General features: G+C 55.3%; 23 protein-coding genes and 1 pseudogene. 11 read left to right on the forward strand and 13 right to left on the reverse strand.

Features of this window, described 5'->3' with window-relative positions; translation table 11 throughout:
* Nucleotides 1-135: 135 nt before the first annotated feature.
* A complete protein-coding gene (locus ACXUPB_RS13085; protein WP_472952789.1) occupies nt 136-1,221 on the forward strand; it encodes a PA0069 family radical SAM protein in 1,086 nt (361 codons plus the stop codon).
* Between the two features lie 41 nt (nt 1,222-1,262).
* Complete coding sequence (locus ACXUPB_RS13090; protein ID WP_035557026.1) at nt 1,263-1,568, forward strand: winged helix-turn-helix domain-containing protein; 306 nt, start codon at nt 1,263-1,265, stop codon at nt 1,566-1,568.
* On the opposite strand, the gene ACXUPB_RS13095 is transcribed toward ACXUPB_RS13090, so the two are convergent.
* The 4 genes from ACXUPB_RS13095 to coxB are packed head-to-tail and all read right to left on the reverse strand — an operon-like array spanning nt 1,550 to nt 7,734.
* Nucleotides 1,550-3,751, reverse strand: a complete 2,202-nt coding sequence (locus ACXUPB_RS13095; protein ID WP_472952791.1) for a heavy metal translocating P-type ATPase — start codon at nt 3,749-3,751, stop codon at nt 1,550-1,552. The genes ACXUPB_RS13090 and ACXUPB_RS13095 overlap by 19 nt on opposite strands.
* A 5-nt stretch (nt 3,752-3,756) precedes the next feature.
* Nucleotides 3,757-4,113 carry a hypothetical protein gene (locus tag ACXUPB_RS13100; RefSeq protein WP_472952794.1) on the reverse strand — a complete coding sequence of 119 codons (357 nt, stop codon included), beginning with the start codon at nt 4,111-4,113 and terminating at the stop codon, nt 3,757-3,759.
* A gap of 4 nt (nt 4,114-4,117) precedes the next feature.
* Nucleotides 4,118-6,658 carry a cytochrome c oxidase subunit I gene (gene ctaD, locus ACXUPB_RS13105; RefSeq protein WP_472952796.1) on the reverse strand — a complete coding sequence of 847 codons (2,541 nt, stop codon included), beginning with the start codon at nt 6,656-6,658 and terminating at the stop codon, nt 4,118-4,120.
* Complete coding sequence (coxB, locus tag ACXUPB_RS13110; protein WP_472952798.1) at nt 6,655-7,734, reverse strand: cytochrome c oxidase subunit II; 1,080 nt, start codon at nt 7,732-7,734, stop codon at nt 6,655-6,657. The genes ctaD and coxB overlap by 4 nt, the downstream gene beginning before the upstream one ends.
* A gap of 35 nt (nt 7,735-7,769) precedes the next feature.
* Between coxB and ACXUPB_RS13115 the strand changes: the two genes are divergently transcribed.
* Nucleotides 7,770-8,231, forward strand: coding sequence for a DUF2231 domain-containing protein (locus ACXUPB_RS13115; protein WP_179916656.1), 462 nt, complete (start codon nt 7,770-7,772; stop codon nt 8,229-8,231).
* 10 nt (nt 8,232-8,241) lie between these two features.
* Here ACXUPB_RS13115 and ACXUPB_RS13120 read toward each other — a convergent pair whose 3' ends face one another.
* The 8 genes from ACXUPB_RS13120 to ACXUPB_RS13155 all read right to left on the reverse strand — a co-directional run bounded on the left by ACXUPB_RS13120 (nt 8,242) and on the right by ACXUPB_RS13155 (nt 14,495).
* Nucleotides 8,242-8,667, reverse strand: coding sequence for a CopD family protein (locus ACXUPB_RS13120; protein WP_035557020.1), 426 nt, complete (start codon nt 8,665-8,667; stop codon nt 8,242-8,244).
* A 79-nt stretch (nt 8,668-8,746) separates the two neighbouring features.
* A complete protein-coding gene (locus ACXUPB_RS13125) occupies nt 8,747-9,547 on the reverse strand; it encodes a DUF2797 domain-containing protein (protein WP_281662323.1) in 801 nt (266 codons plus the stop codon).
* 28 nt (nt 9,548-9,575) lie between these two features.
* Nucleotides 9,576-9,860 (reverse strand): YeaC family protein, encoded by a 285-nt coding sequence (locus tag ACXUPB_RS13130; RefSeq protein ID WP_472952802.1) that lies wholly within the window; start codon nt 9,858-9,860, stop codon nt 9,576-9,578.
* Between the two features lie 9 nt (nt 9,861-9,869).
* Nucleotides 9,870-10,721, reverse strand: a complete 852-nt coding sequence (locus tag ACXUPB_RS13135; RefSeq protein WP_472952804.1) for a rhomboid family intramembrane serine protease — start codon at nt 10,719-10,721, stop codon at nt 9,870-9,872.
* Nucleotides 10,722-10,947: 226 nt separating this feature from the next.
* A complete protein-coding gene (locus tag ACXUPB_RS13140; RefSeq protein WP_246286765.1) occupies nt 10,948-11,964 on the reverse strand; it encodes a metallophosphoesterase in 1,017 nt (338 codons plus the stop codon).
* 2 nt (nt 11,965-11,966) lie between these two features.
* Complete coding sequence (locus ACXUPB_RS13145) at nt 11,967-12,887, reverse strand: NAD(+) kinase (RefSeq protein WP_144408628.1); 921 nt, start codon at nt 12,885-12,887, stop codon at nt 11,967-11,969.
* A gap of 105 nt (nt 12,888-12,992) precedes the next feature.
* Complete coding sequence (locus ACXUPB_RS13150; RefSeq protein WP_035556992.1) at nt 12,993-13,862, reverse strand: carboxylate/amino acid/amine transporter; 870 nt, start codon at nt 13,860-13,862, stop codon at nt 12,993-12,995.
* An 87-nt stretch (nt 13,863-13,949) separates the two neighbouring features.
* On the reverse strand, nt 13,950-14,495 hold the full coding sequence (locus ACXUPB_RS13155; RefSeq protein ID WP_472952809.1) for a YqaE/Pmp3 family membrane protein: 546 nt from the start codon (nt 14,493-14,495) through the stop codon (nt 13,950-13,952).
* A gap of 245 nt (nt 14,496-14,740) precedes the next feature.
* Between ACXUPB_RS13155 and ACXUPB_RS13160 the strand changes: the two genes are divergently transcribed.
* The 8 genes and pseudogenes from ACXUPB_RS13160 (at nt 14,741) to ACXUPB_RS13195 (ending at nt 23,278) form a co-directional block, all read left to right on the forward strand.
* Complete coding sequence (locus tag ACXUPB_RS13160) at nt 14,741-15,148, forward strand: CBS domain-containing protein (RefSeq protein ID WP_035557597.1); 408 nt, start codon at nt 14,741-14,743, stop codon at nt 15,146-15,148.
* Nucleotides 15,149-15,419: 271 nt separating this feature from the next.
* Complete coding sequence (locus ACXUPB_RS13165; RefSeq protein WP_008957014.1) at nt 15,420-15,779, forward strand: hypothetical protein; 360 nt, start codon at nt 15,420-15,422, stop codon at nt 15,777-15,779.
* A gap of 36 nt (nt 15,780-15,815) precedes the next feature.
* Nucleotides 15,816-16,649 (forward strand): AraC family transcriptional regulator, encoded by an 834-nt coding sequence (locus tag ACXUPB_RS13170; protein WP_179916653.1) that lies wholly within the window; start codon nt 15,816-15,818, stop codon nt 16,647-16,649.
* Nucleotides 16,650-16,778: 129 nt separating this feature from the next.
* A pseudogene (locus ACXUPB_RS13175) lies at nt 16,779-16,871 on the forward strand (1-pyrroline-5-carboxylate dehydrogenase); the annotation flags it as partial.
* A 249-nt stretch (nt 16,872-17,120) separates the two neighbouring features.
* Nucleotides 17,121-18,614 (forward strand): sodium/proline symporter PutP, encoded by a 1,494-nt coding sequence (gene putP, locus ACXUPB_RS13180; RefSeq protein ID WP_035580246.1) that lies wholly within the window; start codon nt 17,121-17,123, stop codon nt 18,612-18,614.
* A 144-nt stretch (nt 18,615-18,758) separates the two neighbouring features.
* On the forward strand, nt 18,759-22,415 hold the full coding sequence (gene putA / locus ACXUPB_RS13185) for a bifunctional proline dehydrogenase/L-glutamate gamma-semialdehyde dehydrogenase PutA (protein ID WP_472952812.1): 3,657 nt from the start codon (nt 18,759-18,761) through the stop codon (nt 22,413-22,415).
* A gap of 321 nt (nt 22,416-22,736) precedes the next feature.
* The gene (locus ACXUPB_RS13190) at nt 22,737-22,979 is read left to right on the forward strand and encodes a type II toxin-antitoxin system ParD family antitoxin (protein WP_472952814.1); all 243 of its coding nucleotides are present in this window, start codon (nt 22,737-22,739) and stop codon (nt 22,977-22,979) included.
* Nucleotides 22,979-23,278, forward strand: coding sequence for a type II toxin-antitoxin system RelE/ParE family toxin (locus ACXUPB_RS13195; RefSeq protein WP_472952816.1), 300 nt, complete (start codon nt 22,979-22,981; stop codon nt 23,276-23,278). Before ACXUPB_RS13190 ends, ACXUPB_RS13195 begins: the two co-directional genes overlap by 1 nt.
* A 50-nt stretch (nt 23,279-23,328) precedes the next feature.
* Here ACXUPB_RS13195 and ACXUPB_RS13200 read toward each other — a convergent pair whose 3' ends face one another.
* Nucleotides 23,329-23,850, reverse strand: coding sequence for a PDDEXK-like family protein (locus ACXUPB_RS13200; protein ID WP_472952819.1), 522 nt, complete (start codon nt 23,848-23,850; stop codon nt 23,329-23,331).
* Between the last annotated feature and the right edge of the window lie 20 nt (nt 23,851-23,870).

Below are 23,870 nucleotides of genomic sequence, written 5' to 3' on the forward strand. Positions count from 1 at the left end.
AGCGTATGAAATAAAGACGCGTTTGTATCCCCGAATTTGCTATTTAAGCCGCTAAGCCTTTTCTTGCGCCTTTGCCCAAACGCCATATACTGTATAAATAGCCATATAGTTAGTTATACAGGTCAGAGGTGGCAAATGACGACTCCCGATCAAACATCGAGTGTTTCAGCTGTGCGCAAAGGCCGCGGAGCAACGTACGACCCGCACAATCGTTTTTCACCTACCCGTAGCGTGGTGGAAGACGATGGTTGGTGGCGGGAAGAAACATCTACAACCATCGCCACCGAAGTGCGAGAAGAGGTGAGCAAGAGCGCGCTATCGTGGAATAAATCGCCGGATTTGCCGTTTGATCGCTCGCTGAATCCTTACCGTGGCTGTGAACATGGCTGCGTTTACTGCTACGCACGCCCCTCACATGCTTACTGGGATCTATCGCCAGGGCTGGATTTTGAAACTAAACTCATTGCCCGCAGCGGTTTGGTGGAACGGTTAACGGAGGAGCTTTGCCATCCCAACTACATCTGCCGCCCCATCAATCTTTCTGGCAATACCGACTGCTACCAGCCGTTAGAGGCTACTTATAAAACCACACGTCGCTTGCTGGAGTTGCTGTTGGAGTGTCGCCATCCGGTAACGTTAGTGACTAAAAGCACGCTGGTGCTACGCGATCTAGAACTATTGGCAGAGATGGCAGAGCATCGGCTGGTGCGTGTGTTTGTTAGCTTGACCAGCCTGGACGCCAATTTAAAGCGCACGCTAGAACCACGGGCGGCCTCGCCTCAGGCGCGCTTGCGGGCCATTAGTGAACTCAATACGGCGGGAGTCCCAGTCGGCACATTGATTTCACCGCTTATCCCAGGGCTGACTGATCATGAAATTGAAAAGCTACTGGAAGCCGCCAGCCGAGCAGGCGCACGAACGGCGGCTTGGATGCTGCTGCGCTTACCTTACGAAGTAGCGCCGCTGTTTGAGGCGTGGCTGGAAGCTCACTACCCAGAACGCGCCGCCAAAGTGATGAGCCTTATGCGCCAGTGCAGAGGCGGTAAGGCCTATGATGCCAAGTTTGGTAAGCGCTTTCGTGGAGAAGGGGTATTCGCTGATTTAATTGCTCAGCGCTTTGCTCGCGCCAGCCGCCAGTGGAACATGCAGGATCGCACCGAGCAGGGCTTGAATACGCGGGATTTCCGCCCACCACGGGCGCAGGGCGACTTATTCCTTTAAGCTAAGTAGCGCGTTAATCAATTTGCTGTTAAGGAAGCCTAATGTCCGCGCTTAGCAAAACGAAATCGAGTTTTTACCGACGTTTATACGTAGCCCATCTTATCGAACATGGCGCTGCCAGCGTGCCTGCACTAATTGAAGCCACCGGCATGCCACGGCGTACCGCTCAGGATACGATCGCCTCCCTTGCCGAATTAGATATCGAGTGCGTATTTACAAGAGATGAAGGCGAGCGCCACAACATTGGCCGCTACCAAATACGCGATTGGGGGGCGATTGACCCACGTTGGGTGGCAACGAATGCCGAGCGGCTTAAACAGGCACTTGGCTATTCCGGAGCCCTCTGATCGTTTTCCTCCGGCTCGGCCCACGCTAACCGGGCGGCATTGAGCGTGACACTCAGCGAACTTGCCGCCATAGCGAATACCGCAACCAGAGGTGGAATGGCCATCACAGCTACCAGCCCTAGGGCCAGCGTATTATACAGTGCCGAAAAGAACAGATTCTGCACCATGATGCGCCGGGTGTATTTAGCAATGCTAAGCAGTTTTACTACCCCCCCCACTCCCGGCGTCATAAGCTGTGCGGAAGCCCCTTCACGGGCGGCCTCGCTGGCACTTAGCGGGGCAATACCCACATCAGCCGCGGCTAAGCTCAACGTATCATTCAAGCCATCACCCACATAGAGCGTTGGCGCTAGTAGCGCCTGCAACAACCGCGCTTTGGCTTCGGGCGAACGCTGGGCATAGCAAGCTTCTCGGGCAAGCCCTATCTGCTCACCCAGCCAGCTAACAGCCCCCTGCCGGTCGCCGCTAATCATCGCCACCACATAGCCTGATGCGAGCAGGCGCTTCACGCTTGGAGCGGCATCCTCCACCGGTTGATCGGCCAGATAGAACGTGGCCAGCCAGCCCGCTTCATCAGCCAACATCACTTGAGAAGCAAACACCAGCGCGGGGTCTTCAGCTTGAAATGGCAACGCAATCTGCTGACGAGTTAGCCAATTAGCGCTACCTAGCGTTAGCCACTCGCCGCTATTTAGCTGCACACGGCGCCCTTCCCCAGGCGATTCATTTACTTCTATATTCTGATCAGGGTTCTGCTCACGTTGATCATTCGACCAGTGCGCTAACGCGTGCGCTAGCGGATGTTCGCTTCCAGCGACGGCGGCGCTTAGTTTGCGCTGCACCGTGTGTTTATCAACGCCCTCCCGTGCCTGCCAATGCAGCACGGAATGATTGCCGGTCGTTAAGGTGCCGGTTTTATCCAGTGCTACCGAGCGAGTGCGCGCCAAAGTTTCAAGCGCGGCCGGGTCGCGTAGTGCAATACCTTGCTGCATGGCCTGACTGCTACCAGCAAGGCTTGCCAACGGCACGGCAAGCCCAACGGCACAGGGGCATGCCACCACCAGTACGGAAAGCGCCCGCACAAAGGCCTCTTCCCAGCCCGTTCCAAATAACAGCGCAGTAGGCAACGTCAGCAGCGCCAGTACAAGTGCTAAGGGGCTTATCCAAGCTGCAAAGCGATCAGCTAGCTTCTGCAGCTCGCCTTTTTTGGCCTGATAGCGGCGCATTTCGTCACACAGCCGATCTAGTCGCCGCTTGCCTACCCCGGCGCTTACCTGCATTACCAGCGGCGTTGCACCCAGGTAGCGGCAGCCTGCGTAGACCTTCTGACCTGTATGAAAGAGGCGCGGCAGGCTTTCACCGGTCAGCGAGGCGGTATCGACCCAACCAGGTGCTTCCAGGGTGCCATCAAGCGCTACCCGCTCACCTGGCGCTAACTCGACGCGCATTCCTGCAGCCACTTCATCGGCAGGAACCATTACCCAATGTTCATGTTGGTAAACGCTTATGTTCGCGTTCGGTAGTGTCAATGCGTCCAGCGCTTTTAACCCACGTTGACGGCACAGCGTTTCCACTAACCGCCCGACCAGCAACAGCACAATCAGCATCACCGCCGTATCGAAATACACTTCCGATGAACCGCGCCATAAAAGCCCGATCGAGACGAGCACAGCGCCAAATACACCAAGGCTAACGAGCACATCCATTCCAGGGCGTTTGGCGAGCAATGTACGCCATCCCGCACGGTAAAACGGCACGCCCGCAAACAGCACCACGGGAAGTGAAAAAGCACCCGACACCCATGCCACTACCTGCTCGACCTGTTCATTGGGCAAGGCGGATGCGTAGATCAAAATTGAGGCAAGCATGGTCCACATGCCAAATAGCGAACCCACCATCAGTCTAAGTGTGAGGTAGCGGCTCTCCTCTTCCAATCGTGCATGGGCATCGCCCACCGGCTCAAGTTCCGTCAGCCGGTAGCCTAGTCGCTTAACCTTTAAGGCAAGCACTGAGAGCTGAGTCGCGGCTGGCGTGCCGCTTATACAGAGCGTGGCGCTGGGATAATGCACGCTAACGTCGTGCACGCCATCACTCTGTTTGAGGGAGCCTTCCACGGCCAACGCGCAACTGGTGCACCACATGCCGTGAAGGGTATAGAGCTTGTCTGCGTTAGTGTCAGTCATACCACTCACAGGCAAGGCGGAATACCGATGATGGGCATCGCTGCAAACAATACGCCGAAGGTAGAAAAGAGATAGAGCCCGGCAGAAACCCGTGCATTAAAGCGCAGCCGCCCGGTATGATGTTTGCTCATGCGGTAACACCCCACCGTTAACGCAGCTAACAGCGCAACGGCAGCAAGACTGACCATAAGCAACAACGCATTAACGAGGGTAAATACACCCTGTTCTGGGTCAGGGGGCATGACTTCACAGGCCACAGCATGCCCACCGTAAACTGTTACAAACCAAGCACTCCAAAGCGTTAAGCCAATAACAAAGTGTAATGGGTGAGTGAGATGTAAGCGCTGCATCACGATGGTCATCCGCCTAACTCCCTATGACACGGGGCAGCACGGCAAGCGCGCCCACGATGATCCAGAACGTCGCCACGTTATAACGCCACAATTGAGCAACGACAGCGGGCTCAAAAGGTGCATGGGCGCCCACATAGCCATAACCCACCCGCAGGCCCTGAAGCAGTGTTAGCACAGCACCCAAACCTCCATGAAACAGTGCATACGCTAGTCCCACCATAATGATTGCATCATGAGAGTTCTCGGTAACCGCAAGGTCTGCGCTCAGCAGTACCCAAAGCGTGATGCTCACCTGCACAAACCCAAGCGCGCTAATACTGAACATGCCTAGTGACAGCCCAGCATCACGCTGCTGACGCAACCCACTTATCAGTTTTTCGAGGATGCCTGCACCTACCGTGAGTGCCCCACCAGCCAACAGCAGCCCCACCAGGGAGAGCGGTGATACCTCAGGCATTCGCCATTCAGGCGAGACCGTCCAAAGGTAGAACCAGCCAAACAAATAGGAAAGAAAGAAGGAGCCATTAGCGAGCATGGTTATCGACATTGCCCATAGCCCGGGGCCATCCATGGTACGCGAGTGCAGCGGAGGATCGCCGGGTGCCACCCGTGCATCAGGCGCAGCTTTAGGATGTGCACCGTTTTCCCATGACCAGCGCAATAGAAACAATCCAGCGACCACCACGGCGATAACGGCCAACGGGTAAAGGCGAGTCAGCAGACTTATACACACCACTGCCAACGCCATCGCAGCGAAAAGCGGCCACCACGAGTTACCCGGCAGGTGAATAATTTCGCGCACTTTGCCGGTTAACGGGTCGCTTCCCCACATTTCACGTCGCCCATGAGTCGCTACCGCCAAACTATGCTGGCCTTCCGCCATAGTGCGCGGCAAATCAGGGTCATCCCAAAGCGGGTGGCGTGTCTCGATTTTTGGCAAACTGACAAAATTATAGGCGCTTGGCGGCATGCTATTGGCCCACTCAAGGCCATCAGCATTCCATGGGTTAGGCTTAGCGGGCTTGCCAAAACGGAAGTGTAGGGCAAAATCCAGCAGCACCATGGCAATCCCCGCCGACATAATGAAGCCGCCTACTGAAGAAATTAGATTAAAAATATCCCAACCCATGCCCGCGTCATAAGAGTAAACACGGCGCGGCATACCCAGCAGCCCGGTCCAGTGCATAATCAGGAAGGTGGTATTAAAACCGATGAATGTCAGCCAGAAGCCCCATTTACCCAGCGTTTCAGAAGGCATACGGCCTGAAAAGAGGGGCAGCCAGTAGTAAAGCCCGGCGATCAGCGGGAAGAACATTCCGCCGACTAAAACGTAGTGCATATGTGCCACCACGAAGTGGGTATCGTGCACTTGCCAGTTAAACGGCACCAGCGCCAGCATTACCCCCGTTAAGCCGCCGCACACAAAAATGATCAAGAAGCCTAATATCCATAGCATCGGCAGCTTCATCTTCGGCTTACCCAGCCATAACGTCGCCAGCCAAACAAATACCTGAATCGCCGTGGGCACCGCGACCAGCATACTGGCGGCTGAAAAGAAGGCTTGAGCCAGCTGGGGAATCCCCACGGTAAACATATGGTGGACCCATAACCCAAAGCTGATAAAGCCGGTAGTGACAATGGCAAAAACCACCCACCCGTAACCCACAATCGGACGGCCAGCGAACACCGGTATCAGCGTAGACACAATCCCCGCCGCCGGTAAAAAAATGATGTAAACCTCAGGGTGACCGAACAGCCAGAAGAGATGCTGCCACAGGATGGGATCACCGCCCCCGGCCACATCAAAAAAGGGCATCCCCGCGGCACGCTCGAGCTCAAGCAAAATACTGCCCAGAATCAGCGGCGGAAAACCGACCACAATCATTAAAGCCATCGCGAGAATGTACCAGGCAAACAACGGCATTTTATGCAGCGCCATTCCTTGAGTACGCGTGCGCAGTATTGAAACCACCAGTTCTACACCCGCAGAGAGCGCGGAGATTTCAACAAAGGTGATCCCTAGTAGCCAAAAGTCCGAACCTAAACCCGGTGAATACTCGCTACTACTGAGCGGGGTATACATGAACCAGCCACTGTTCGGTGCCATCTCTAACACCAAACTAAACGTTAAAATAATGCCGCCGAACAGATAGCACCAGTAGCCAAGTGATGTTAGCCGTGGGCAGACCAGATCGCGGGCACCGATCATCTTGGGAATCATATAAATCGCCAGCCCTTCAAGCATCGGGATAGCGAACAGGAACATCATCACCGTGCCGTGCATGGTGGTGACTTGGTTATAGATATCCGGCGTCATGAAATCTTGATCAGAAAGCGCCAGCTGGGTGCGTACCAGCATGGCCAACAGACCGCCGATCAAGAAAAACACCATCCCCGTGACCATGAATCTCAGGCCAAGGGTGGTGTGGTTTACAATGGTCAGTGCTTTTAAGCCGCGCGGGTTTCCCCAGATCTCATGCAGATCGTTGTGCAACCGCTGAGGATTTTCGGGTAAATCGCCCGGTGGCGTCACTTCACGATTAATGGTCGTCATGGTGTCAAGCTCTCCAGCCAAGCACCCAGTGACGCCAAGGTAGCGGTGTCAATATCATCGTGGGGCGGCATTTTATTGCCTGGTTTTAAACGTTGATGGTGTTGCAGCCAGTGGGTCACCGCGCCCTCTTCCATGGCCATAATGCCCGCTCCTAAGCTGGTACGGCTGCCTAAATCAGAAAGGTCAGGCCCTTCTCCAGCCGTTGAGAGCCCGGCTATCCGGTGGCAGCTCGCGCAATGAGTCATAAATGCCTCCCTGGCAGGTTCATGCTGTTGGTCGTTTGTCGCTAGCGACGACAATTCATCCGTTTGACGGTCAGCCAACCAAGCGTCGTACTCGTCGCGCTCGACAGCTTCTACATAAAGCTGCATCTGGGCATGCTGGGCGCCGCAGAACTCGGCGCATTGAGCGCCAAATACCGCTGGCTCATCCGCTTCCAAGCGTATTTTATTGATGCGCCCTGGAACCATATCAATCTTGCCACCTAACCGCGGCACCCAAAAGGCATGGATCACATCGGCACCGGTAACATGAAAATCAATGGGCTCACCCGCCGGCATGATGAGTTGATTAGCAGTCACCACTTCGCCGCCTTCCGCTCCTGGGTAGCGCACTTCCCACCACCACTGATGGCCGATGACTTCAATCACTTCCGGTGGATCGCTTAAAGGCAGCGTTAACATACGTTGACCCGTCGGCACACCAAAAGTTAACAGCGCGATAATACTGGCGACTGGCAGTATTATCCCGCCGCCGACAATCCAACGCCGTGCCACCCGGCGCTCTTCTACCGGCGTGCGCGCCACCTCTTTACGCTTAAAGGTAGACAGCCAAAAAACAGTGACCATGACCAATACCACGGTGCCAAACCCTAGCATCACCCACCAAATCATCACCACATCTCGCGCAGCTTGGCCTGCCGGGTCTAGAATAGACTTATCGCCCGCGCAGCCGGTTAGCAGTAATCCAGCTAACAGTGCGAGCAGAATGCCCAGCCGGTTGACCCTCTGCTGGGTTAAGCGTTGAATACTTGTTAAGCGCTGGATACGTGTTAAACATTGAAGTCTAAGCCTCATCCCTGAATTCCTTTTTCTGCCCACAGGAAGTGACCATGGCAAAAACTCGCCAACTCTCGATCGTAAGCCGCGCCTCTATCGCCGGCCACCCACTGCATCCAGTGATGATTCATTTTCCGGTCGCCGCGCTGTTGGCGCTGGTGGCCAGCGATATCGGCTTCTTGCTGAGTGGTGATGAATTCTGGCTGCGCGCCAGCCTGTGGCTGGCTGGCGTCGGTGCGTTTGGGGGCTGGATTGCCAGTACGGCGGGGATTATCGACTTGGTCACCGTGCCGCGTATTCGCCGCCTGGTTACCGGCTGGAGTCATGCCATCGTAGCGGTCGTAATGCTCTCGCTGGCGTCGCTGAACTGGCTGCTGCGCTTTAACGACGCCAGTGCGATTTTGCCCTGGGGATTGGCCGTATCGCTGATCACCGCTGGTTTGATCGCCGTGGCGGGTCTGCTGGGCGGCCAGTTGGTGTATGAACATGCAGTAGGAGTCGACGTTGAGGACTAGAGCCACAGTGTTAGCTCCAATCCAGCGGTTTTGCTAATACAAAGCCTAGCACGCTGAGAATGGCCACTAACGCAACGCATAGCGCTGTCCAGTTGGCTGGCTTCACCCAACGGTAGTGGCCCTGCTCAAGGCGCAGTATTAACCAGCCAAAACAGCCATGAGCGGCCACCATCGCCACCACGGCCCCAAGCTTTAAGATTAACCAGCCGCCCAATATGCCATGAGTGAGAAACAGCAACGTACCCGACGCTATCGCCACCAGGGCGGCTGGAGTAGCAACAGAATTATAAAAAAAACGCGGCATCGGTGGCGTGCCCTGAGCAAAGCCCGAGTCTTTACGTAGCTGCAGCGTTTGGCTGAGCAAAGCGGGCAAATACAACAGCGAGCCGCACCAGATCACTAGCGCGGCAATGTGAAGCAGTTTAAGCCAGGGCATCGGGGCTTCCTTGCATTGCTTAAGGCGAGATAATGCGACCCCCTAACCTTAGCCAACTCACCGCACTCTGGCTAGCCGATTAACTCACCTGGATCTCGTAACCTGTGAATTTGCGGAGATTAATAACGCCGCTATCAAGTAGCAAATACTGGCCTTTGACGCCTTGCAGCACGCCTTCCACCACCGGTTGCTTATCAAAATTATGCGACACCACTTTTTTTGGGAAGACGCTGACCGGGTAGTGAAATTCTTGTGCGGGCTGCTCCAGGGTGCGAATGGCATCTGCCCCATGAGTCTCGCGGAGTTGATTCAGCCCGCCAGCTAAAAGGCTCAGCAGCCGGTCACGCTCAGCGGCTAAATCCATTGCTGTAACATCACCTTTAAGCATGGCCCGCCAGTTGGTGCGATCGGCCACCTGCTCTTTGAACAGCATTTCGACAAACCCGGACTGCTGCCGGGTATCGACTTCCAGAATCGGCAGCGCCTGTATCGCACCTTGATCCAACCAACGGGTCGGCATTTGGGTTTTACGCGTAATACCTACTTTCAAGCCAGAAGAGTTAGCCAAGTAAACGATGTGAGGCTGAAAACAGTGCTTCTCACCCCACTCCGGCTCACGGCAGGTGCCTTGGAAAAAGTGGCAGGTTTCCGGTTTCATAATGCAGGTATCGCATTGTGCTAACCGCTTAAAGCAAGGATAACAATGGCCTTGGGCAAAGCTCTTCTTGGTCGCCCGCCCACAGTGGGTACAGGCAATCGCGCCTGTCCAACGCAAACTAAGCGGCTCACCGATACGCTCATTAAGCGCGACACGGTGCTCCCCTGCACGCAAATGGTAGGCTACCTGCTCATGCTGACGATCAGGCAGCGCTGCCGCCATTTTGCTTAAACAACCTTGCACTACCGCTTCAATCACGCGCGGCATCCCGTGCCAAGCCGGCCATTTCTGGTGTTACACCAGCGCCGTTGGCAGTTGCCCCACAGGTACGCTGCTCTAAATAGCCTACGCGGCTCTCTTCCGGCACATTATTCTCAGCTTCATAACGCATCACGGCTTCCAAACAGAGCTCGGTCTGCTCGGGCGTTAAGCGACGACCATCAGGCCATTTGCGCAGCGATACTGCCTGTTTCAGGCTCTCATAGATCGCTGGGGTCATCTGGTTAATCATTTTCTCGAACGTCATTTCGCTCATTGCGGCCTCTTAATGTTTTTTCAAACGGCGGGATGAATAATACCAGCCTGTGATGAGCCCCACGAGTAGGCCACCCAAATGCGCTTCATTAGCGACATTGCCAAAACCAACGCTGCCCGCCATATCGGTCATGGTGAACACCATCCACCCCAGCATGAAGACCACCAGCATTTGCGGCACAAAGAAACCGCTTCGGGGCACACGCCTCGACATCAACCAAACGTGGGCCAGCAGTGCATAAACCACTCCGGACATACCGCCAAACAATACGGTACCGGTCAGGTACTGAGCGATGTTGGCCCCTATGCCCGCCACAACAAGCAGCAGTAGCATAGTGCGGCTGCCCTGCAGCGCTTCAATCTGACGGCCGAAGTACCACACCCACATTAGGTTAAATATCAAATGCATCCAGCCAAAGTGCAGAAATGCAGGCGATAGCAAGCGCCACACCTGCCCTGACGAGAGCGTTTGCGACAGCTGACCGAACACAAGCTCACCCCCTGAAATACCGATGGGCACGATGGTCAACGTCACGATCAGTTGGTCACCGAACACCCCTATCAGAGCAAACACCACCACGCTTATCGCAATCATCAAGGCCGTCACCGGCACTTGTTTGAGAGAAGTCAGGGAAGAAGTCATGTTGCGTGAACGCTTGGCTGAGTGCTGAAGCTCCAGGGGTTCCCCCTGTTTCCAGCGCTCTACCAGTGATTTTAATTCATCGTGCTGACGAGGGTCAGCAATCCATAGCAGCTGGCCGTCGGCCTCGTCGGTAATGCGGTGACCAATGCGGTGGCGCCAAAGTGCCTTGCGCAGTTCGCTTGTATCCGCGTGATCGGGCAAAAGCATCACTGGATGCATAACATCCCTCTAATCAATGCGCTAACGGCACGCTGACCGCAGCGAGTAGGTATTGGGCGAGCTATCGGCTGCCAACAGACAGGCAAAAAAAACCGGCGGTGGGGACCGCCGGAGAATAAAAGCAAGGGATCATTCAAGGGAACACTTACTCTGATAGCCGACAGCAGCGTTAGTTCAGCCGTTTTGCAAAAATTATGTAAAAAAACGTAACCAAAGAAATAATCACCTAATCAAAATCAATTTCCCAGGGTTTCGGCAATGCCCGCTCCTCTTTCGGCACCTTAATCCATACAAAGTGGTCGGCATTTAGCGTCGTCTCCCCGCTCCAGCGATAAGCGACTAACCGGCCATATTTGACCGCGCTGTAGTCTAAACAGGCGATATTGCGAGCGGGAAGCGACGGTATCCCTTCGCACCAGTAGTGACCAATAAATAACGGTGGCTCTTCTGGCCCATAATAACTCAATTGCTGCCGCTCTTCGGCCGTGAGTTCGCGGGTTTCAAGATCGCCGGGCAAGTTATCCGGCTGAAAGACTACATCACCCCACTGTTGTGGGTCTTGAGCCCAAAAGTGGGCGCGGAAACTTTTCCGCGTAAAGCCATCACCAGAGTGTATCGCAATCCCTTCTGGCAGCGAGACATGCGGGCCTCGAGTGAGGCGATCTAGTATTTGATACGCTTGGGTAGTGGGGTCGGTGGATTCAACCAAAAACTCAGTGTCCATGCATTGATCAGGACGTCGCTGTTTTAGCTCGTCAATCAGCTTCTGATCCCAGCAGGCATGTACCACCCGAATCCCGTCTATCTCAAGGCAGAGCGGGATAGTTTTAAACCACGCCAACGTATCTTCCCACTCATTGGTGTAGTCGCGATACTGCTCTAGAGTGTCTTGAATAATGCGATTATGCCGAGGAGTATGCTCACGCAGCCAGCGTTTGTGGCTACCTGCAGGCCCTGGATGAGTATACGCCAGGGCGTTGTACTCATGGTTACCCATCACAATGTAGGCCTCGCCCTGCTCTACCATTCGCCGGGCGATGGTCACTGCCAAGCGAATACGCGGCCCGCGATCAATCAGGTCGCCAAGGAAAATCACCTTGCGGCGTGGGTGGCGGTATACACCGCTGCGCTGATGATAACCCAGCTTTTCGAGTAATGTGGCTAACGTAGCGCCACAGCCGTGGACATCACCAATCAGGTCATATCCTTCCAGCTGAGGCCTGCCTTGCGTTTTACGCTGCATGCTTAATCCCCCAACCGATGGCTCCAGCCTAATTTGCTGCGCAGCACTTCGTAGAAATTATGTCCGATGGGGTGCACCAGTTGAACGCGTTCAGGCTTACGGGTAATCACCAACACATCGTTGGGCTTCGCTACCGCCCGCGTTTGCCCATCGCAGCTTATATGCGGATAGGTTTGGTTAGTTTCGCCAATATGAATACGGATTTCGCTGGCGGCATCAATCACGATTGGCCGACTCGACAGCGTATGGGGAAACATCGGCACCAGCGTTACTACATCAAGTTTGGGGTGCATGATCGGCCCACCACCCGAGAGTGCATAAGCCGTAGAGCCGGTAGGCGTGGCGACAATCAAGCCATCGCTGCGCTGGCTATAAACAAACTGACCATCAATAAACAGTTCAAACTCAATCATGCGCACCGCTTTGCCGGGGTGCAGAACGACTTCATTCAAGGCATCGCCGTTGCCCACCGCAACACCGTTACGGTAGAGCACGGCGTCTAACAGGAAACGCTGTTCAATCTCAAATTCGCCCGCGAGCACTTCACTAACACGGGTTTCCAGCTCATCTGGCGAAATGTCCGTGAGAAACCCTAAGCGGCCACGATTGACCCCTAAAATAAGCGTTCCGCTTCGGCAGAGCGTACGCGCCGCGCCAAGCAAACTGCCATCGCCACCCACCACGATCACCAGATCGCACAGCTCCCCCAACATGCGGCGGCTTGCTTCCGGTTGACCATGGTGCGGCAAGGCAGTAGCCGTGCGGTCTTCCACCAGCACCGAATACTCATGGGCGACGAGATAGGTCACCAGACGCTGCAGAGAATCGATTACTTTATCGCTACCCAACCGACCAATCAGCCCGATGGTTTTAAAGGGCCTGCCTGATTGATCGCTGGAGGGCGACCTAGTCTCTGAAGACATAGCCTCTGAAGATTTGGCATCTGGCGGTAAGGTGTTGCTCATGGGCCGACTCTCGCTAACAGAAGCCGCCATTATGGAGACACCTGAGGTATCGGGCAAATAGGCTTAGCTAACGGCCACTTGACGACGCTGGCACCACCAATGGTTGAGCCACAGCGAGGCCGCAATGATAAGCGCGCCCAGCAGCAAGCGCGGGATATCCGCATCGCGGTTCCAAATTACCAGGTTAACGATAAGCCCTGCTGGCACCAGCGCATTATTCATAATCGCTAGCGTGCCAGCATCCACTTTAGTGGCGCCCTGATTCCAGGCAAAGTAGCCAACGCCAGACGCCACTAACCCCAGCCAGGCCAGTACACCCCACTGCAGCGATGTGGTCGGTAATGCAGCGCTGTTGCCGAAGAGTAAATAAGCGGGTAGTGCCACTAACATTGCGCCAACGAAGAACCAGCCAAACACATTGTGCCACGCCAGCGTAGGAGGCAAATCAGCCGCTAATCGACGATAACCTACCTGACCAATAGCAAAGCAAAGGTTTGCCCCTTGCACCACTAAAAAGCCCATCCAGAAGCCGCTATCGACACCGTCATAGCGGATAACGCCTGCCCCGAGAACTGCAAGCAGTGCCGTCACGAGATAGATGGGGGTAAAGCGGCCAAACAGGAGGTCATCCAGCAGTGCGATATAGATAGGCGTAAAGATCGTGAACAGCAGTACTTCTGGCACCGACAACAGCAAAAAGGATTGGTAGAAGAAGGTGTACATCACTCCCAATTGGATGGCACCTAATCCCATGAGGGCGAGCCGCTGCTTACCGCGCAGCAGGCTGGGGCGTAAAAACGGCAGGAACACCAGCATGGCAAGCGTTACTCGTAGCAGCACCGCAAAGTAGCTGTCGACCTGCCCAGCCAGATAAACCCCTATCAACGAAAAGGAAAATGCCCACAGGGCGGTGACGCCCATTAGATAACCCATAGTAAACCCCGGCTTATAAATTAGTTTACGAGGATTATACGCACATGGATGAAGCTGCCAAGTCGTAAACGTAATAACAACCGTTGGTTAACGCCGCTGCAACCACCAAACCGTATACACCACACCCGGCAACCAACCCGCCAGTGTCAACACCAACGCGAGAATCACACGCTTTTGGCCGCCCTGTGTTAAGCCGACTGCGAGGGGTGGCAGACATATCGCCAGGGCATAATAGGCGAACTTCAACGCGGCGGGCTCGGGTGTCACTGGTTCTGCCTGGCTCACTGATGCCGTTTTGGATGATGCAGCCGGAGTCGCGTCTAGCGCCGCCTCGGGCGGTGGAGTGAAGTGTTCTACGGCGTCAGGAGCTGACTCTTTAGCGGCCTGAGCTGCCCGCTCCTGGGTAGGATGATGGGCTTCTTTATCGATTTTTTGCTCAAGGGTTTCAGCCCCTTCAGCCAAGTCATCGTGATGGCGCTCCCAGTCTTCCCAATCATGGGGTGTGCCCGATTTAGGCCGTTGATGACCAGAGCCCCTCGCCCGTTCCCAGGCTTTCTCTTCTAATGTATTGGGTCGATCCGGGTCACGTTCACTCCCCACGCCTTTGCGGTTTAAATATTCACGTGCATCCATGGAAGGCTCCTTGATGCCTTAATTAACGGTCAGGTGATGCCATTAGAAAATTAACAACACAGAAAATTCAGTACTTATAGCGTTGAATAAAGATAGCTTGCAGGACGCACGCCATGAACAAATCACCTACAGTGAAAGAGTTGATATTACCTTAGTGCCTACAACAACGAACAATCAGAACGCACTGCCTGCGACAGCTTTATTATTGTCACAGCGCTGAATACGATGATCGAGGAGTGTCCATGATGAGTAGAGCTGCACCCAACATCGTTCGCGACATCATGTCCCGCGATTGCTACCGTGTTTCACCCGACGCATCAATCACCACATTAGCCAAGGGCCTGGCACTGCACCGCTTGCCAGGCGCACCAGTGGTTGATGCCGCCGACCGCTTAATCGGCTTTATTTCGGAGCAGGATGTATTGGGCCGTGTGCTTGATAGTATCTATCACGATGATGAGGCGCCGCTCGTTAAAGAGTTGATGCGCCACGAAGTACTCAGCGTATCACCGAATAAGAGCATTACCGACTTGGCACAGGAAATGCGGTCAGCGAAACCCAAGGTATACCCGGTCGTGGAGCAACAGCGGTTGATAGGCATCGTGACACGACGTGATATCCTAATTGCGCTGCTAATGATTCGCCGCCATTAGCCGTTATGCTGGCTACGCTTTCTTTAAGCGGCGATATAACAGGCAAGCATCAGGCAAAAAAAAACCGCTACTCAAGGAGTAGCGGAAGCAAGGGATCAAAACAAAGAGCCAGAACAACAACTTTAGCGACTGCTATCGCGCTGTTGTCTGTACATACTCAGACACGCCGCGCTGGAAAAGTTCGCAAAATAGTAAAATTTTCGACCTTGGCGGCGTCAAGCGTATAATTAAATGACAATTTGTGAACTGATGACGCCTAGGAGCCCAGCGAATGGCGCTGTATTTATTGGTATTTGGAGTGTGCTTGCTGGTGATTGGCGCGGTAATGCTGGTGTTGATGACCTCAAGCACGCCGCGCTACCGCACTGAACCTAAGGATTTACTGGCGCTGTTTGATAAAGCGCTCAACAGCCAGGTAAGCGAAACCGAGTGGAACGCTATTATCGGCTACCCTATTCGGCATAATGAGTATTTGGATGGCATTCGTCGCCGTGCCGCGCATTTAATGGAGCAGCATGGCCGACGCTGGATGGTAGCCCAGGGTAAACCATTGCTCAATCAAGAGGGCCAGGCTGAACTTAAGGCCCTTCGCGATCATTTGTCCGCCCATACAGCCCTCCGCCAGCAGTAGCGGTTCAGCAGACCTATTGCGATTAAGGAGACCTGCATGCCCAGTACCATTCGACAAATTCCGCTAGCCAGCGCAACGCATCATCATACCCATGACTTTCATCAGATTGTGATTACGCTGTGTGGCTCATCAGAATTTGAAATTGAAGGCTTAGGTGGCAGAGTTAATGCCTTTTCGGGCTGTATCGTGCCCGCTAATCACGAGCACTACTACTCGGGTTACGGCCACAATCGGCAATTAATTTTTGACCTCCCCGAAGACGCCCCCGCGCTCACCGGTGAAAACCGCGAACTGGTAGCGCTGTTTGATGCACCGCGTTTTTTTGGCCTAGATAACGCGCTGCAACACTATTTAGCATTTATGCAAAGCGAACTTGCTCAAGGGTTTGACACCTCGACTAACTCCTTTCAGCAAGACCGCTTGGCTGCCACGCTGCTGGGCTCACTGAAAGCGCGATTAGGCACCACCGCCAACAGCAACCAGCAGCGCCTGGACTTGACGCGCATTAACCGCTTTATTCGTCAGCACCTCGCCGAAGACCTGCGCGTCGCCGATTTAGCCCGGCTAGCCTGTTTAAGCGAAGCGCATTTCTCCGACTGCTTCCGCGCCCAAACCGGGCTGTCGCCCTGGCAGTACGTTAAGCGCCAGCGTCTGCATGCGGCCCGCCAACTGGTCCTACAAAGCCGTCTTCCCCTCACCGATATTGCCATTCAAACCGGCTTTGCCAATCAAAGCGCGCTCTCCCATGCATTTCGCCGTAGCTACGGATTGTCGCCGCGCAAACTGCGCCAAGCGGATGTACCACCGATTGCCATGAGCCCGTCAAATGCTGCTTTAGGGCCGCTAGCAGGCCAGCAGAAACTCTACTAAAGTCGTATAATTGCTGCTCTTGCCGCGAAATTGACACGTTTTGCCGCGGAACCAACATACACTCGAGGTGGCGGCACTCTACATTCAGTTATTGGTTTGGGCGAAACGCCTTGTTACTCATTTGTTCTTTATCTGCAACGCTTTATGACTGAAAAAACGATTACTAATAACACCGCTGCGTTAGGCGGGAACGCGTCGCTGTTGGCGCTAGGCGATGAGTGAGTAGCTCATCAACGACAAACCAAAACTCCTGAACAGGGAACTACCTCATGGTCGAAAATAATAGTGGGATCATTGCTGATAAACGTGCCATCAACTTTTCTGACACTATCTCTAGTAGGCGCTCGTTAGGCCTCGTAACGTAATAGCAAACGAAGTTAAAAAAAATAATGCGGGCCACTACCGGATTCTACACGGTAACGGCGCTAACCGGTCGGAGCTAATTCCGTCCTGACGAACCGGAGATATTACATGGCTATTGGTGTTTGGATCAGTCTCATAGCGTATTTTGCGCTCATGGTCGCCATCGGTATTTATGCGATGCGCAAATCCACCTCTTCCTCCGAAGATTACATGCTGGGTGGTCGTACCCTCAGCCCAAAAGTAGCGGCCCTGTCGGCCGGTGCGTCGGATATGAGCGGCTGGTTGCTGCTGGGCTTGCCTGGGGCAATGTTCGTCTCTGGCTTGGGTTCCGCCTGGATCGGTATTGGTTTGCTCGTGGGGGCGTTATTCAACTGGATTCTGGTCGCCCCTCGTCTTCGTGAACAGACCGTTCACTACGGCAACGCGATCACCATCCCTGCTTTTCTGGCAAACCGCTTCCCCACCCGTTCCATGTCACTGCGCACAGTGTCTGCCATCGTTATCGTGATCTTTTTCGCAGTCTATACCGCCTCAGGCCTGGTGGCAGGCGGCAAGCTGTTTGAAAGCGCGTTTACTGGCATTTACAACTTCGGCGACATGAGCAACTACGCCATGGGTGTCATGATCACTCTGGGCGTGGTGCTTATTTATACGGTTGTCGGCGGCTTCCTGGCCGTGAGCATGACGGACTTCGTGCAAGGCTGCATCATGATGCTGGCACTGGTGATCATGCCAGCGGTGGTGCTGTTTGGCGAAGGTGGCGGCGGTTTATCGCAGGCCACGCAGACCCTGAATGAAGTCGATCCCACCCTGCTTTCCTGGACGTCGGGGCTGACCTTCATCGGGTGGCTGTCGGCTGTGACCTGGGGCCTGGGTTATTTCGGCCAGCCGCACATCATTGTGCGCTTCATGGCGATCCGTACACTCAAGGATGTGCCCATTGCCCGTAATATTGGCATGGGCTGGATGCTTATCTCGCTGATTGGTGCCGTTTCTTTGGGCATCTTCGGCCGGGCCTATGCGATCCGCAACGGTATTGATGTCCAAGATCCGGAAACGATCTTTATCATCCTGGCAGACCTACTGTTCCATCCGTTGATTACCGGCTTCCTCTATGCGGCGCTGCTCGCAGCGGTTATGAGCACCGTTTCAAGCCAGCTTCTGGTGGCGTCTTCGTCACTGACCGAAGACTTCTATCGCCTGTTCCTGCACAAGAATGCAACTGAAGCGCAGTGTGTCGCCGTAGGCCGCGTCTGTGTAGTACTTGTGGGCATTGTGGCAGCGATTATTGCCTCTGACGAAAACTCCCAGGTTCTGGGGCTGGTCAGTAACGCTTGGGCAGGCTTCGGCGCCGCGTTTGGTCCGTTGATTATCTTGTCGTTGATGTGGTCACGCACCAATGGCAATGGCGCCATCGCAGGCATGGTCGTGGGTGCTCTCACCGTCATGATCTGGATCTCACTGGGCTGGAACGGTGAATTCCTGGGTGGCCCTGGCGTGTACGAGATTATTCCTGGCTTCATCGCGTCCTTTATCGCCATCATCGTAGTCAGCAATGCGACTGACGATGCCGGTGAATATCAGCATATCGAACGCAAGTAAGCGCTCAACCACATTGAGCGTATCAAGAGGGCTCCCGCGGGAGCCCTCTTTAGGTTAGTTATTTTGTGTTAACTGCAAAAAGTATGACTACACCCTAACCGACGCGGGAATGCCTAAGTGTCGGCTAGCAAGGAGAGACCCTGTATGAACGACCATCTGCATAGCGACGTGAGTGATCTACGCTCACGCATTCGCACCAACTACGACGCCAACGAGGCAGATGTGCTGCACGGGCTGGTCGAGCGTATCAAGCTGTCGGAGGATGACCGCAAGAAGGTCGCCGCCGTTGGCGCCAACTACGTAGCGCGTGTGCGTAAGGAAAGATCGCCTTCAATGATGGAGGCATTCCTAGCCGAGTACGGGCTCTCGACCACCGAAGGCGTTGGCTTGATGTGTCTGGCAGAAGCGCTGCTCCGCGTGCCCGATGCGGAAACCATCGACGACCTGATCCACGACAAGATTGAGCCCTCCGACTGGGGCGCCCACCTGGGCAAGTCTTCGTCTTCAATGGTCAATGCCTCGACCTGGGCGCTGCTGCTGACCGGTAAGGTGCTGGAAGAAGACCCCAAGGGCCCCACGCGGGCGCTGCGCGGCCTGGTTCGCCGCATGGGCGAGCCGGTGGTACGCAAGGCGGTTGGCCAGTCGATGAAGATTCTCGGCCGCCAGTTCGTGCTTGGACAGACCATCGAAGAAGGCATGAAGAATGCCCGCGAACTTGAGAAACAGGGTTATACCTACTCCTACGATATGCTGGGTGAAGCGGCACGCACCGACGAAGATGCCGTCCGCTATCACCAAGCTTATTCAGAGGCGATCACCGCGATTGCCGAGCAGGCCAAGGGCGACGTGCGCGGAAGCCCCGGCATCTCAGTAAAGCTCTCGGCGCTGCACCCGCGCTATGAATACACCCACCGCGACACGGTGATGGCAGAACTGGTACCGCGCGCCAAGGAACTAGTGCAGCAGGCAGCCAAGGCCAATATCGGTTTCAATATCGATGCCGAAGAGCAGGATCGGTTGGATCTCTCCCTCGACGTGATTGAGGCCCTGATGGCCGACCCCAGCCTGGACGGATGGGATGGCTTTGGGGTCGTCGTGCAAGCCTACGGGCGCCGCGCCGCGCCGATGATAGAGACACTCTACGAGCTGGCCGAGCGGTTTAATCGCAAGATTATGGTGCGGCTGGTTAAGGGCGCCTACTGGGATACTGAGATCAAGCTCTCCCAGGAAATGGGGGTCAAGACCTTCCCGGTCTTCACTCGCAAGGTCAACACCGATGTCAGCTACATGGCCTGCGCGCAGATGCTGCTCGACCGGCGCGACCGCATCTACCCGCAGTTCGCGACCCACAACGCCCACACCTGCGCCGCCGTTGTAGAAATGGCGGGCAGCGACAAGGACAGTTACGAGTTCCAGCGCCTGCACGGTATGGGCGAATCGCTGCACCACATCGTTAAAGAGTCGGAAGGCACCCACTGCCGCATTTACGCCCCGGTCGGCGCGCATCGTGACCTGCTGGCCTATCTGGTACGCCGCCTGCTGGAGAACGGGGCCAACTCCTCGTTCGTCAACCAGGTAGTGGATAGCTCGATTCCGCCAAGCGACGTTTCAAAGGACCCCATTGAAGCGTTTAAGCAACTCGGCAACGACGTCTCAAGCCCGCTGATCCGCCAGCCCGGCGAGCTGTTTGAGCCTGAGCGTAAGAATTCCAAGGGCTACCGCATCAACGAACCCGCTTCGATTTTGCCGCTGCTCAATGCCCGCGAAGCATTTGCCGACGCCACCTGGACCGCAGGCCCCATGCTGGTGGGCAGCCCCGCTCCCCGGGGCCCAGCGCGCGATGCCGTCTCCCCCGCCGACGGCTCACGGGTGATCGGCAAGGTGCATGAGGCCACCCCGGAAGAGGTCGCCACTGCCCTCGACGCCGCCGAGCAAGGCTTCAAAGAGTGGTCGGCGCGCCCGGCCGCCGAACGCGCCGCGGTACTACGCCGCACCGCCGACCTCTACGAGGAACACATCGCCGAGCTGACCGTGATCGCCACCCGCGAAGCGGGCAAGATGATGTTCGATGGTATTGCCGAAGTTCGCGAAGCGGTGGATTTCCTGCGCTACTACGCCAACGAAGGCGAGCGGTTGGAAGCGGAAGAGCCCGGCAGCGCCCGCGGCATCTTCGTCTGCATCAGCCCGTGGAACTTCCCCCTGGCCATCACCACCGGCCAGATCGCTGCCGCCTTGGTTGCTGGCAATGCGGTACTCGCCAAGCCCGCTGAGCAGACACCTCTGATCGCCGCCCGCGCCGTCGAACTCATGCGCGAAGCCGGTTTGCCGGAAGCGGCCCTACAGCTGTTGCCTGGCGACGGTCCAACGGTAGGCGGCCCGCTGACCAGCGACCCACGCATCGCCGGTGTCTGTTTCACCGGTTCAACTCCGGTGGCCCAGATTATCCACAAAGCGCTGGCCGAGAACGCCGGGCCTGATGCCGTGCTGATCGCCGAGACCGGTGGTCTCAACTCCATGATCGTGGACTCCACGGCACTGACCGAGCAGGCAGTGCGCGATATTCTGATTTCCTCCTTCCAGTCGGCTGGCCAGCGCTGTTCCGCGCTGCGCATGCTGTATGTCCAGGAAGAGGCGCGGGATCGGTTGCTCAACATGCTCTACGGCGCCATGGAAGCGCTCACCATTGGCGACCCCTGGAACACCGATACCGACGTATCGCCGGTGATTGATGCCGATGCCCAGACCGAGATCAACGACTACGTGGCGGCACACGAGAAGAACGGCAAGGTACTGAAGAAATTGGCGGCGCCGGACACAGGCACTTTCGTTACCCCTGCGGTAGTCGACGTCAGCGGCATCGAGGATCTCGAACGGGAAATCTTTGGCCCGGTTCTCCACGTCGCCACCTTCAAGGCACGGGACATCGACAAGGTCGTCGATGACATCAATGGCAAGGGCTACGGGCTGACCTTCGGCCTGCATACCCGCATCGATGACCGCGTGCAGCAGATCGTTGAGCGCATCCATGTTGGCAACGTCTACGTCAACCGTAACCAGATCGGCGCTATCGTTGGCTCTCAGCCATTCGGCGGCGAGGGCCTCTCGGGCACCGGGCCCAAGGCCGGTGGCCCGCTCTACGTAACGCGTTTCCGCCGCACCGCGGAGGCTGAGCACGTTGAAGCGCCAGAAGGCAAAGCCGTATCACTTAGCGATCTCCAGTCGGCCCTTGATGGGCTGGACGCCCGTAACTGGGCGGTACGACCCAGTCGCATCGAGGTACTGCGCAAGGCACTCTCAGGCAAAAACGGCGTGATCCGCAAGGCGCTCGCCGAAACAGCAGCCTTGGATATGACGTCGCAGACGCTGCCAGGGCCAACGGGCGAAAGCAACCGCCTGGCAATGTATCCCAAGGGCGTGGTGCTGTGCCTTGGGCCAACCCTGGATATCGCCATTGCCCAGGCTGCGCAAGCCCTCGGCGCAGGCTGCGGGGCCGTCGTAGTCGCCCCAGGTGCCGAGCAGGCTGTGAAACCGCTGCTCGATGCCGGTGCGCCGATAGCCGGCCTTGATGGCAGCGTTTCAGCCGAGTCGTTGAGCGAGGTCAAAGGCATTGCAGCGGTTGCCGCCGCGGGTGACAGCGACTGGACACGTGAACTGCGCATTGCGCTGGCCAAGCGCGACGGCGCGATAATACCGCTCGAGACCCAGACAATCTCGCCGGATCGTTACGTGGTGGAACGCCATCTGTGCATCGACACCACCGCAGCGGGCGGCAACGCCAGCCTGCTGGCAACCGCCGAGTAGATCGGCGCTAAGTGTTGGCTTAGGAGGTGAGCGGGCGGATTAATGCCTCTCGCCCTCCTCCTGGGCTAAGCAAACGCTGATCAATGTCTCAGCGATCATTATTTAGCCGCTACTCGTTAGCGGCTTTTTTATTAGGCAGCCGGGTTCTCTGGCTGCCTTTTATTTTGCTAATCGCGTCGCGCCCGTCACTCTCTTGAACTAAGTTCCCTCGCGCATGAATAGGTTTAGAAAGACGCTAGCAGCGCCTTGTTAGGCACCTTGCCGACAGCCCAACCCTATACCATAATCAGGTATATTCTGGTATCACTGGAGACCTAGGACATGGCTAAAAATACAAGCATCACTCTTGGCGACCACTTTGAAAGCTTTGTTACCACTCAAGTACAAAGTGGCCGATACGGCTCTGCGAGCGAAGTTATTCGTTCAGCCCTACGACTACTCGAAAACCAGGAAGCCAAACTACATACACTTAGACAACTGCTTATCGAGGGTGAGCAAAGCGGTGACGCTGACTATGACCTCAGCAGCTTTATCAATGAGCTTGATAGTGAAAAAAGTAACTAATGTCGCTATTCACACTTACGCTAGCTGCCAAAATGGATTTAAGAGACATTGCTTTGTTTACTCAGCGCCGTTGGGGTAAGGAGCAGCGGGACGTCTACTTAAACCAGTTTGATGACTCATTCTGGTTACTGGCAGAAACCCCTGATATCGGAAAATCGTGTGACGAAATTCGCCAGCATTACCGCAAGTTTCCGCAGGGCAGCCATGTTATTTTTTACCAACAAACCGGAAGCCATAAAATAAGAATAATTCGCATATTACACAAGAGCATGGATGTGAACGCCGCCTTTGGTGCATAGCGCCTAAAGTACGCGCGGGATTGGATATTGAGCTTCCGCCTAGCGCCGCATCATACGCGTGTATTATGCAGGCAGTTAAGTGGTGCCCCAAATAAGGCCTCATAGACCTCATCAATGGAACTGATATTTTTGAACCAACCCTTTGGCAAAACCCTTATGTTAGGGCGCTCGGCTTTGAATCCGCCCTGGTCACCCTTGGTATGTTTTGCAACCTTAAGCTCGTCAAGGCTAGGCAATTTCTCGCCGGGAAGAGAGCCAAAAAAGAGAAATGGCCCCAGCTCCAAGGTATCTTCGTTGAAATAAATCCAAATAACACACCCAGAAGGCTTTCCAAAAAGCCTCGTATGAACTTTCTGGCTGGCTGTTTTGCCGCCAACGTATGAAGCTTTAAGCTGTATATGCCTCACGACCCCATTATCTTCCGCTATTAGATCGTAGCCAGCGTTATCAACTTCTGGACTCGCCACTTCTAGCGTGCAGTCGAATTCCTTCCAGGAAAGCTTTAGTAGTTCGCCAATGAAAAGATGCTCAACGAGCTTTTCTCGAAAAGACGAGTATTCACTATGGTTCAATGCCTTCTCTCTATGTAATG

This window comes from Vreelandella sp. DA03-1M (assembly GCF_055725665.1).

Excerpts from the sequence above, each read along its gene's own strand:
- ACXUPB_RS13085 (WP_472952789.1), top strand. The coding sequence starts at position 136 with ATGACGACTCCCGATCAAACATCGAGTGTTTCAGCTGTGCGCAAAGGC.
- ACXUPB_RS13090 (WP_035557026.1), top strand. The coding sequence starts at position 1,263 with ATGTCCGCGCTTAGCAAAACGAAATCGAGTTTTTACCGACGTTTATAC.
- ACXUPB_RS13095 (WP_472952791.1), bottom strand. The coding sequence starts at position 3,751 with ATGACTGACACTAACGCAGACAAGCTCTATACCCTTCACGGCATGTGG.
- ACXUPB_RS13100 (WP_472952794.1), bottom strand. The coding sequence starts at position 4,113 with ATGACCATCGTGATGCAGCGCTTACATCTCACTCACCCATTACACTTT.
- ctaD (WP_472952796.1), bottom strand. The coding sequence starts at position 6,658 with ATGACGACCATTAATCGTGAAGTGACGCCACCGGGCGATTTACCCGAA.
- coxB (WP_472952798.1), bottom strand. The coding sequence starts at position 7,734 with ATGAGGCTTAGACTTCAATGTTTAACACGTATCCAGCGCTTAACAAGT.
- ACXUPB_RS13115 (WP_179916656.1), top strand. The coding sequence starts at position 7,770 with ATGGCAAAAACTCGCCAACTCTCGATCGTAAGCCGCGCCTCTATCGCC.
- ACXUPB_RS13120 (WP_035557020.1), bottom strand. The coding sequence starts at position 8,667 with ATGCCCTGGCTTAAACTGCTTCACATTGCCGCGCTAGTGATCTGGTGC.
- ACXUPB_RS13125 (WP_281662323.1), bottom strand. The coding sequence starts at position 9,547 with ATGGCGGCAGCGCTGCCTGATCGTCAGCATGAGCAGGTAGCCTACCAT.
- ACXUPB_RS13130 (WP_472952802.1), bottom strand. The coding sequence starts at position 9,860 with ATGAGCGAAATGACGTTCGAGAAAATGATTAACCAGATGACCCCAGCG.
- ACXUPB_RS13135 (WP_472952804.1), bottom strand. The coding sequence starts at position 10,721 with ATGCATCCAGTGATGCTTTTGCCCGATCACGCGGATACAAGCGAACTG.
- ACXUPB_RS13140 (WP_246286765.1), bottom strand. The coding sequence starts at position 11,964 with ATGCAGCGTAAAACGCAAGGCAGGCCTCAGCTGGAAGGATATGACCTG.
- ACXUPB_RS13145 (WP_144408628.1), bottom strand. The coding sequence starts at position 12,887 with ATGTCTTCAGAGACTAGGTCGCCCTCCAGCGATCAATCAGGCAGGCCC.
- ACXUPB_RS13150 (WP_035556992.1), bottom strand. The coding sequence starts at position 13,862 with ATGGGTTATCTAATGGGCGTCACCGCCCTGTGGGCATTTTCCTTTTCG.
- ACXUPB_RS13155 (WP_472952809.1), bottom strand. The coding sequence starts at position 14,495 with ATGGATGCACGTGAATATTTAAACCGCAAAGGCGTGGGGAGTGAACGT.
- ACXUPB_RS13160 (WP_035557597.1), top strand. The coding sequence starts at position 14,741 with ATGAGTAGAGCTGCACCCAACATCGTTCGCGACATCATGTCCCGCGAT.
- ACXUPB_RS13165 (WP_008957014.1), top strand. The coding sequence starts at position 15,420 with ATGGCGCTGTATTTATTGGTATTTGGAGTGTGCTTGCTGGTGATTGGC.
- ACXUPB_RS13170 (WP_179916653.1), top strand. The coding sequence starts at position 15,816 with ATGCCCAGTACCATTCGACAAATTCCGCTAGCCAGCGCAACGCATCAT.
- putP (WP_035580246.1), top strand. The coding sequence starts at position 17,121 with ATGGCTATTGGTGTTTGGATCAGTCTCATAGCGTATTTTGCGCTCATG.
- putA (WP_472952812.1), top strand. The coding sequence starts at position 18,759 with ATGAACGACCATCTGCATAGCGACGTGAGTGATCTACGCTCACGCATT.
- ACXUPB_RS13190 (WP_472952814.1), top strand. The coding sequence starts at position 22,737 with ATGGCTAAAAATACAAGCATCACTCTTGGCGACCACTTTGAAAGCTTT.
- ACXUPB_RS13195 (WP_472952816.1), top strand. The coding sequence starts at position 22,979 with ATGTCGCTATTCACACTTACGCTAGCTGCCAAAATGGATTTAAGAGAC.